The sequence below is a fragment of the Clostridium collagenovorans DSM 3089 genome (genome assembly GCF_900130005.1).
GTDB classification, from domain to species: Bacteria; Bacillota; Clostridia; order Clostridiales; family Clostridiaceae; genus Clostridium_D; species Clostridium_D collagenovorans.
This window is the reverse complement of record NZ_FQXP01000005.1, coordinates 231,126-241,658: the sequence shown is the minus strand read 5'-3', so window position 1 is coordinate 241,658 and position 10,533 is coordinate 231,126. Positions and strand designations below refer to the sequence as shown.

General features: G+C 29.5%; 6 protein-coding genes, 1 tRNA gene and 1 riboswitch. All 7 genes read left to right on the top strand.

Translation table 11 applies throughout. The annotated features are described in order from the left end of the window. Position 1 precedes the first annotated feature (1 nt). Positions 2-86, top strand: a tRNA-Tyr gene (locus BUA48_RS15700). Between the two features lie 405 nt (positions 87-491). Beyond that, positions 492-603, top strand: a riboswitch (SAM riboswitch). A 107-nt stretch (positions 604-710) separates the two neighbouring features. Further along, positions 711-1,886, top strand: coding sequence for a methionine adenosyltransferase (metK, locus tag BUA48_RS07305; protein ID WP_072831398.1), 1,176 nt, complete (start codon positions 711-713; stop codon positions 1,884-1,886). Between the two features lie 513 nt (positions 1,887-2,399). Further along, complete coding sequence (gene recD2, locus BUA48_RS07300) at positions 2,400-4,613, top strand: SF1B family DNA helicase RecD2 (RefSeq protein WP_072831397.1); 2,214 nt, start codon at positions 2,400-2,402, stop codon at positions 4,611-4,613. Positions 4,614-4,698: 85 nt separating this feature from the next. Then, a complete protein-coding gene (locus BUA48_RS07295; RefSeq protein WP_072831396.1) occupies positions 4,699-5,397 on the top strand; it encodes a ComF family protein in 699 nt (232 codons plus the stop codon). 439 nt (positions 5,398-5,836) lie between these two features. Next, on the top strand, positions 5,837-6,367 hold the full coding sequence (gene hpf / locus BUA48_RS07290; RefSeq protein WP_072831395.1) for a ribosome hibernation-promoting factor, HPF/YfiA family: 531 nt from the start codon (positions 5,837-5,839) through the stop codon (positions 6,365-6,367). A gap of 273 nt (positions 6,368-6,640) precedes the next feature. Further along, positions 6,641-9,157: a preprotein translocase subunit SecA gene (gene secA, locus BUA48_RS07285; RefSeq protein WP_072831394.1), complete on the top strand. Its 2,517-nt coding sequence runs from the start codon at positions 6,641-6,643 to the stop codon at positions 9,155-9,157. A gap of 244 nt (positions 9,158-9,401) precedes the next feature. Continuing rightward, positions 9,402-10,512, top strand: a protein-coding gene (gene prfB, locus BUA48_RS07280; RefSeq protein ID WP_143147683.1) for a peptide chain release factor 2 whose coding sequence is annotated in 2 segments (ribosomal slippage) — positions 9,402-9,479 and positions 9,481-10,512 — 1,110 coding nt in all. Because the reading frame shifts where the segments join, the coding sequence is not laid out codon by codon here. Positions 10,513-10,533: the final 21 nt, after the last annotated feature.

Below are 10,533 nucleotides of genomic sequence, written 5' to 3'. Positions count from 1 at the left end.
AGGATGAGTTCCCGAGTGGCCAAAGGGGGCAGACTGTAAATCTGTTACGTTTCGTTTCGGTGGTTCGAATCCACCCTCATCCACCATAAGATATCTTATTTATAAGATATCTTTTTTTATGTCTATAAATTTAAATATGTATTATGATTGTATATAAGTTTTAATTAATATTGTACATTTATATTAGTGGTTAAATTCATTTAAAACACAGTACATTTTCAAGCTAGTTACATTATGAAATACCTTTGAATTTTATCAGTAGGAAAATTTTTTGAATTTAATATGGGTTATTGCCGTGTATACAATGATAGCTTCATGAAAGTTAAAAAATATTTTTACATTAAAGTAAAGAGTTTGAATTGTATTGATGTAGGTAAGAATATGAAAGAAAAGTTCCTCTTAAATCCAGTATAAATTTTAAATAAAATACATTGACTAATATATTTTATTATGCTAAGATTATTTTCGAAATGAATATTAAGTTAAATAAACTCTTATCCAGAGAGGTGGAGGGACAGGGCCCTACGAAACCCGGCAACCAGTGTTTGACACAATGGTGCCAATTCCTGCAGATTATATTTTATATGTTCTGCAAGATAAGAGAGTGTTGATGAATTGTGAAATCACCTCTTCTTATTGAAGAGGTTTTATTTTTTGCACATAGTAATCCTTGAAATAGAGTTTATTTAAAAAATAAGGAGGATTAGAGTATGAGAAGATTATTTACATCAGAGTCAGTTACTGAAGGGCATCCAGATAAGATTTGTGATCAAATATCTGATGCGATACTAGATGCTATATTAGAAAGAGACCCAGAAGGTAGAGTTGCTTGTGAAACAGCAGTTACTACTGGTATGGTTATGGTTATGGGTGAAATAAGCACTAACTGTTATGTTGACATCCCTAAGGTTGTTAGAAAAACAGTTGAAGAAATAGGATATACAAGAGCTAAATATGGATTTGACTGTAATACTTGTTCAGTTATAACTTCAATTGATGAGCAATCAGTTGATATAGCTATGGGAGTAGATGAAGCTTTAGAATCTAAAGAAGGACAAATGGATAAAATAGAAGCAATAGGTGCTGGAGACCAAGGTATGATGTTTGGTTTTGCTTCTAATGAAACAGAAGAGTATATGCCTCTTCCAGTATCATTAGCACATAAATTATCAAAAAGATTATCTGAAGTTAGAAAAAATGAAACTTTAGGTTATTTAAGACCAGATGGTAAGACACAAGTTACAGTTGAATATGATGGAGATAAGGTTGTAAGAATAGACACAATAGTTATTTCAACACAACATGGTCCAGAAGTAACTCGTGAGCAAATAGAAAGAGATTTATTAGAGCATGTAATTAAGCCAGTTGTACCAGCTGAGTTATTAGATGAGAACACTAAATACTTCATAAATCCTACAGGAAGATTTGTAATTGGTGGACCTCAAGGAGACTCTGGTTTAACAGGAAGAAAGATCATAGTTGATACTTATGGTGGAGCTGGAAGACACGGTGGTGGAGCATTCTCAGGAAAAGACCCAACTAAGGTTGATAGATCAGCTGCATATGCTGCAAGATGGGTAGCTAAGAACTTAGTTGCTGCAGGAGTTTCGGATAAGATAGAAGTTCAATTAGCTTATGCTATTGGAGTTGCAAAACCAGTTTCAGTGCATGTTGATACATTTGGTACTGGTAAAATATCTGAGGATAAAATAGCAGAGATTATTAATAAAGTATTTGATTTAAGACCAGCTGCTATAATCAGAGATTTAGATTTAAGAAGACCTATATATAGACAAACAGCTGCTTATGGTCACTTTGGTAGAAATGATTTAAATTTACCATGGGAACAATTAAATAAAGTAGAAGATATTAAAGCGCTTCTTTAATATAAGGAGAGAGCTGCTATATTAGTAAAAACTTTGCTAATGTAGTAGCTCTTTTTTACATAATTGCTACGTTGTTTAATATTTAATTGTGATTATATAAGTTGATTTATTGTAAGATTACTAAAAAATCCGAAAATATGTTCGTATTTATTAGTAACTATAAGATTATAGTGCGTAAATCATGGTATAATATATATTATGATAATAAAAGTTCATTTTATATATGTGTTTTAAATAAGCTTTTACAATGTTAGTAACAATAACATTTACGCTATAAAGAGAGTAAAACATGGTGAAGGTTATTTATTAGAATATATATAATTTAGGTTATTAAACATTTATATATAGCTCCTTATTAGTTTTTTCAGTGAGAACTTAATTAAAATAAGGATTTATCATAAATGTTTTTTGTTTTATTAAACTGTAAAATTATTTCGGTGATTTTAAGTTATTATATATTATGATTTAAAAGGCTTTAAATAATAGTAGAAGTAAAGATAGGAGTAGAGCTTTATGATTGAGTTACAAGGAATTGTTGACGGTATAGTATTTCAGAATGAAGAAAATGGATTTACTATAGCTAAAGTAAAAGGAACTGAAAATATTATAACTGTTACTGGTTGCATGCCTGAAATAAGAGAAGGACAAAATTTGAAATTCCAAGGAGAATGGATTATTCATCCAAAGTTTGGACAACAATTAAAGGTTTCTTCTACAGAAGAAATACTACCTACTACTACTATAGGAATTGAAAGGTATTTGGCATCAGGAGTAATTAGTGGTATAGGTCCTGTAACGGCTAAAAAAATAGTTTCTTTTTTTGGAGAAAGAACCTTAGAGGTTTTAGATAATAATATAGAAAGATTAAATGAAATAGAAGGAATAGGGGCAAAGAAGATACAAATTATATATGAATCTTACTCTAAACAAAGAGAAGTTAGAAATATAATGATATTTCTTCAAACCTATGGGATTACAGCTAAGCAATGTGTAAAAATATATAATAAGTATGGAAAGAATTCAATAGATATGGTAAAAGATAATCCATATAGGCTTACAGATGAGATAAGTGGTATAGGATTTAAAACTGCGGATAAAATTGCACTTAGTCTTGGAATAGAAAAAAATTCAAAGTTTAGAATTCAAAGTGGTATTAAATATTTAATTAATGAATTTTGTATGTTAGGTAATACATATATACCACTAAAAAAGTTAATCTCACAATGTGTAGATGTGCTAAAGGTAACGGAAGCAGAAGTGGAGCAAAATATAATAGAGTCTGCTATGGAATCAAATATAAAGATAGAGACTATAGAAGAACAGGAATGTGTATTTACTATTCCTTTTTATTATAGTGAATTAGGTGTAACTAAGAAGGTAATAACTTTAGGAAGTAGTGGAAGTGAAAATTTAGATATAGATGTTGATAAAAAAATTGATGATTTTGAAAAAGAACATAATATAAGCTTTGCACCCTCTCAAAGAGAAGCTATAAGTGGGGCTGTTGAAAATGGTATAGAAGTAATAACAGGAGGTCCTGGTACAGGAAAAACAACAATAATAAACTGTATTGCAGATATATTTGAGAGTGCTGGAAAAACAGTGTTTATGGCAGCACCAACAGGAAGAGCAGCTAAGAGAATGACAGATGCTACTGGAAGAGAAGCAAAGACAATACATAGACTTTTAGAACTTGGCATAGGAGAAGAGGGGCAAGAGTTTTTTAGAGGAGAAGATGAACCTTTAGAATGTGATGTGCTTATTTTAGATGAAGCATCAATGATTGATATATTATTGATGAATAACTTACTTAAGGCAGTTAGTTTAAGTACTAGATTAATTATAGTTGGAGATGTGGATCAGTTACCTTCAGTAGGACCTGGTAATGTATTAAGGGATATAATAGAAAGCGAGACGGTGAAAGTAGTTAGGCTAAAGGAGATTTTTAGACAAGGAAAAGAAAGCATGATAGTTGTTAATGCGCATAAAATTAATAATTCAGAAATGCCTATAACTAATCAAAAACAAAGTGATTTTTTCTTTTTGAAAAATTATAATCCTGATGGAATTCTGGATACATTATTAGAACTTATTCATCATAGACTTCCTAAGTTTAATAAAGATTGGAACAGTGTTAAGCACATACAGATATTATCACCTATGAGAAAGGGTATTCTTGGGGTGGAAAATCTTAATATACAACTTCAAGAGATGCTAAATCCTCCACTAAAGGGAAAAGAAGAGGTTGAAAGCAGAGGATGTCTTTATAGGGTTCATGATAAAGTTATGCAAACTAAAAATAACTATAGTGTAAAATGGCATAAAAGTAATGGAACTTATGAAGAAGTCGGTGAAGGTGTTTTTAATGGTGACATAGGGTATGTAATTGACATAACTAAGGATAATCACGTTATAGTCAAATTTGAAGATGATAAAATAGTAGAATATGATGATGTAACTTTGGATGAATTAACTTTAGCTTATGCAATAACTATTCATAAGAGTCAAGGAAGTGAATTTCCTGTTGTTATAATGCCAATGTATATGGGTGCACCGCTACTTATGAATAAAAATTTATTATACACAGGTATAACAAGAGCGAAAAAAATGGTTGTATTAGTGGGTATGGAAAATGCTTTGCAGTTTATGGTTAAAAATGATAGAAGTTTTGAAAGATATTCTGCTTTGAAATGGAGAATATCTAATATAATGAGCCCTAATAATTAAATATTTTTTTATTGAATAATAACTTTAATAGTTGGATAGAATCTTAATAGAATTTTATTAAAACAATGCAAAGGTATGGTATGTCATGGCAAATAAGTTTAAGGTAGCTATAAAGTATTTATATGAAGGTGTTTTAGAAAATTTATTTTTTACTAGTGAAACTTGTATACTATGTAATGAATATTCCTATGAACCTTACATATGTAATAAATGTTTAGCGGAAATAAGTTTATGTGAAAGCAACTATTATATAAATAAAGATGATTATAACATCGCATGTAGTAGTTTGGCATACTATGCTTATCCTATAAAGGATATAATTTTAGGTTTAAAGTTTAAAAACAATCCTATGTATGCAAAAATTTTAGTATATATTTTTGATAAATACGTAAAAATAGATTGGGAACTAGTTGACTACATAACTTATGTTCCTATGACGAAAAAAGATAAAGTAAAAAGAGGGTATAATCAAAGTGAATTATTAGCAAAACATCTAAGTGATGCACATAATATAACAATGATAGATGCTCTTATGAAATTTAAAAGTACAGAAGAACAAGTAGGATTAAATAGAAATGAAAGATTTAATAATATAAAAGGAGTATTTAAATTATCATTAGATAAGAATTTTATTAAGGATAAAAGAATAGTTATAGTAGATGATGTTATTACTACAGGAGCAACTTCTTTTTATTGTTCGAAGGAATTATTAAATAATGGTGCTAAAAGTGTTGAAATATGCACAATAGCTAAGAGTGGTAATAAAAGTACAATAACAATCTAAAATTACTCACAACATTTATATTATATCATATATATAATTAAAAATCACTTGATATACAAGCATGAAAAAAAATAAGAAACATAGAGAGAATTAGAGAAATGAGAATAAATATTTAAAAATTCAGAAAATGACCAAAATACAAATTGCTATTTAAGATTAAAAGATATAAAATTATATCAATCCAAAAGATTTAAGCAATATTATTAAAGATAAAAAATATTAATACCTAAAAAGTTTTAATATTTTACTATAAAAAAGGTAGGTTAAACTACCTAATATAATAGAAGGATTAAATCTAAAGACTTAATTATAATTGTGAAATTAGAGATATTAAGTAATAAGCACTCTAAGATGTATAGTGAGGTTTAAGAGAAAATCCTGAATTAGTAAAAATAAATAGAGAATTAGATTATCTAATTCTTAGAGAGGGGCTGTTTTTATGAAAGTTAAAGTAATAGGTAGAAACGTCGAGGTAACAAAAGCTCTAAAGGAAATTATAGAAAAAAAGGTATCAAGATTAGAAAGATACTTTAAACCAGAAGTAGAGGCTAATGTGTTGCTAAGTGTTCAAAAAAGTACTCATACAGCTGAAGTAACAATCCCATTCAATGGTGTAATATTAAGAGCAGAAGAAGCTAATGGAGACATGTATAATTCTGTAGATTTAGTAATAGAGAAGATTGAAAGACAAATAAGAAAACAAAAAACTAAGATGCAAAGAAAGATTCAAGGAGAATCATTAATATATGGATTAATTCCAGAAGAAGATAGCGGAGATGAAAAAGACGGTAAAATAGTGAAAACAAAAAGATTTGCTATTAAACCAATGGCTACTGAAGAAGCTATACTTCAGATGGAACTTTTAGGTCATAGCTTCTTCGTATATATGGACGATGAAACTTCAGAGGTTAATGTTATATATAAAAGAAAAGATGGAAATTATGGTCTTATCGAACCAGAATTTGAATAAAAATTTAAAATTAATGTAATAACTAAGGAGTAAGTAATTAATACTTACTCCTTAAATTTCGCTTAAAATTGAGTATTATTTTACCTTGTAATTAAGAAAAATTAAAAAGGAAACTATTACATAAATGATATACTAAAACTAGTAAACCTTTATTGATAAATTTATCAAGAATATGGAAAAAAACTTGCGATTAAAGTTGAAGATATAAATATATGATGGTATAATGGAGAAATAATAGAAAGTAAAACTATATATGTAAGTGAGGATATACACATGAGTTTTTTAAATAAGATTTTCAAGAGTTATAGTGAACGACAAATAAAAAAGATAGACTCAATAGCAGATAAAGTTATGTCCTATGACAGTGCTATGACGGCATTATCAGATGAAGAACTTAGAGGCAAAACTGAAGAGTTTAGAAATAGATTAAATAATGGTGAAACATTAGACGATATTTTACCAGAAGCATTTGCTGTGGTTAGAGAGGCTTCTTGGCGTGTACTTGGACTTAAACATTATAGAGTTCAAGTTTTAGGCGGAATTATTCTTCACCAAGGTAGAATTGCAGAGATGAGAACTGGTGAAGGTAAAACTCTTGTTGCAACTTTACCATCTTATTTAAATGGTCTTACAGGTAATGGTGTTCATGTAATTACAGTAAATGATTACCTTGCAAAAAGAGATAGAGATGAAATGGGTAAAGTTCATGAGTTTTTAGGGTTATCTGTTGGAGTAATTCTTCATGATTTAACACCAGGTCAAAGAAAAGAAGCTTATGGCTCTGATATTACATATGGAACAAATAACGAGTTCGGATTTGACTATTTGAGAGATAACATGGTTGTATACAAAGAAGAAAGAGTTCAAAGAGAACTAAACTTTTGTATAGTGGATGAGGTTGACTCTATATTAATAGACGAAGCTAGAACACCTCTTATTATTTCAGGTGAGGGTGAGAAGTCTACAGAGTTTTATAAAGTTGCAAACTATTTTGTTAAGAGCTTAACAGATGAAGACTATGAAATAGATGAAAAAACTAACTCTGTTATTTTAACTGATTCAGGAGTTGAAAAGGCTGAAGCTTATTTCCATTTAGAAAACTATGCAGATGCAGAAAATATGCATATACAACATCACGTTGTTCAAGCATTAAAAGCTCATTATAGAATGAGAAGAGATAAGGACTACATGGTTAAAGATGGAGAAATTATTATAGTTGATGAATTTACAGGAAGACTTATGGAAGGTAGAAGATATTCAGATGGTCTTCACCAAGCTATTGAAGCAAAAGAAGGAGTTAAAGTAGAAAAAGAATCTAAAACTCTTGCAACAATAACATTCCAAAACTATTTTAGAATGTATAAAAAATTATCAGGTATGACTGGTACAGCTTTAACAGAAGAAAGTGAATTCAGAGAAATCTATGGTCTAGACGTTATAGAAATCCCTACTAATAAAACAGTAAGAAGAGTAGACCAACCAGATTTAGTTTATAAAACTATAAAAGCTAAATATGAGGCTATAGTAGATGAAATAGCTGAAACTCATAGTAAAAATCAACCAGTGCTTGTTGGTACTGTAAGTATAGAAAAATCTGAAGTATTATCAGAGATGTTAAAACGCAAAAGAGTTCCACACCAAGTATTAAATGCTAAATACCATGAAAAAGAAGCTGAAATAGTTTCTCATGCAGGTGAACCTGGAATGGTTACTATTGCTACTAACATGGCAGGTAGAGGTACTGATATTAAACTTGGAGATGATGTTGTAGGATTTGGTGGACTTAAGGTAATCGGTACTGAAAGACACGAATCTAGACGTATAGATAATCAGCTTAGAGGACGTTCAGGACGTCAAGGGGACCCAGGAGAATCAAGATTCTATGTTTCTTTAGAAGATGATTTAATGAGAATTTTTGGATCTGAGAAATTACAAAGTGTTGTTGATAAATTAGGTCTTGAAGATGATGAAGCAATAGAAAGTAAAATGGTTTCTAATGCTATTGAGGGTGCTCAAAAGAAAGTTGAAGGAAATAACTTTGATGTAAGAAAGAATGTATTACAATATGACGATGTTATGAATCAACAAAGAACAGTTATTTATAAGCAACGTTCAGAGGTTCTTGAAAATGAAGATTTAAGAGAACAAATCTTTAGCATGATTGAAGAAGTTGTTGAATATGCAGTTAACTCTCATGTTTTAGAAAGTGATGATTCAGAGCCAAGTGAAGAAATAGCTAAATTAATTCACTACTTAGAGGATATATTATTACCTAAGGATTATATCAAAGTAGAAGATTTAGTAAATAAAGATAAATCAGAAATTACAAGCAAGCTAATAGAAGTTGCTAAAAATATGTATGAAGAAAAAGAAGTTGATTTTGGTGAAGACTTAAATCACTTAAGAGAAATTGAAAGAGTTATCTTGTTAAAAGTAGTTGATACAAAATGGATGGATCACATAGATAGTATGGATCATTTAAGACAAGGTATGGGACTAAGAGCTTATAAGCAACAAGACCCAGTTCAAGCTTACCAATTTGAAGGTAGTGAGATGTTTAATGAAATGATATGGAATATCAAAGTTGAAACAATCAAATACTTATTCCATATTCAACCACAAAATCAAATTGAAAGAGAAAGAGTAGCAGTTGTTACTTCTGCATCACATGGAGATGATTCAGATGCTAAGAGAGAACCTGTTAAAAAGGAAAAGAAAACAGGAAGAAATGAACTTTGTAGCTGTGGATCAGGTAAAAAATATAAAAACTGCTGTGGTAGATTTGAATAGTTAATTTTATAATATGGTAGGGTGGGGTATATAACCCCACCTTATTTAGGTTAAAAATATTATATATACTTTGCAACATTAAATTTACATCATGGTAATTTATAAAATATTAAATTTTTTTATCATATAAAATATGAATGAGGTTTATTTAATACAAGATATATACTATATAAAACATTTATTTGTAACTATAAAATTAAGAAATATAATGCTAGAACAAAAGGATAATGAAAGAGGTGATTAAATGATTATTCAATTAGAAGAAGCATTAAACGAATTAAGTATGTTGAATAAAAATTTAGATGAGATGAGGGCTTCTCTTTGACCTTGCAGCAATGGAGAAAAACTTAGCAGAAATTCAGTTAAAAATGCAGGAAAGTAATTTTTGGGATAATATAGAGGAAGCTCAAAGAATAACCCAAGAAGGAAAAGTTTTAGGTGATAAAATTGATAGTTTTAAAGAAACTATATCTAGAGTAGAAGATTTAAATGTATTATTGGAAATAAGTGTTGAAGAAGAAGATTTATCAAGTTATTCAGAAATAAAAAGAGAGCTTAAAGAACTTAAAGAGCTTATTGATAGATTTAAAATTGAGATACTGTTATCAGGAGATTATGATAAAAATAACGCTATTTTAACACTGCATACTGGAGTTGGTGGTAATGACGCACAGGATTGGACAGAGATGCTTTATAGAATGTATACAAGATGGTGTGATAAAAAGGGTTATAGAATAGAAATAATTGATTATCAAAATGCAGATGAGGCAGGAATAAAAGCTGTTACTATGAAAATTGAAGGTGAATTTGCTTACGGTTATTTAAAAGCTGAAAGAGGAGTTCATAGATTAGTTAGGATCTCTCCGTATAATTCAAATGGTAAAAGACAAACCTCCTTTGCTTCCTGTGAGGTTATACCAGAACTTAAAGAAGGGCAAGATGAAATAGAGTTAAATCCTGTGGATTTAAAAATTGATACCTATAGAGCTAGTGGAGCTGGAGGTCAGCATGTTAATAAAACAGAGTCTGCTATTAGAATAACTCATATACCAACAGGTATAGTTGTTCAATGTCAAAGTGAAAGAAGTCAGTTTACCAATAAAGATACAGCTATGAAAATGCTTAAGGCGAAATTACTTCAATTAAAAGAACTTGCACATAAAGAAAAGATTGAAGATTTAACAGGGGAACTTAAGGATATAAGTTGGGGAAGTCAAATAAGATCATATGTATTCCATCCATACAATTTAGTGAAAGACCACAGAACTAATATAGAAACTGCTAATGTTAATGCTGTTATGGATGGAGAAATAGATATGTTCATTAACGAATATTTGAAATCAGAAAATAATTAATTTAGAAGGTGAAAGATAGGT

What these genes read in the sequence shown, in the direction of transcription:
- metK (WP_072831398.1), top strand. Translation starts at nt 711, where the DNA reads ATGAGAAGATTATTTACATCAGAGTCAGTTACTGAAGGGCATCCAGAT.
- recD2 (WP_072831397.1), top strand. Translation starts at nt 2,400, where the DNA reads ATGATTGAGTTACAAGGAATTGTTGACGGTATAGTATTTCAGAATGAA.
- BUA48_RS07295 (WP_072831396.1), top strand. Translation starts at nt 4,699, where the DNA reads ATGGCAAATAAGTTTAAGGTAGCTATAAAGTATTTATATGAAGGTGTT.
- hpf (WP_072831395.1), top strand. Translation starts at nt 5,837, where the DNA reads ATGAAAGTTAAAGTAATAGGTAGAAACGTCGAGGTAACAAAAGCTCTA.
- secA (WP_072831394.1), top strand. Translation starts at nt 6,641, where the DNA reads ATGAGTTTTTTAAATAAGATTTTCAAGAGTTATAGTGAACGACAAATA.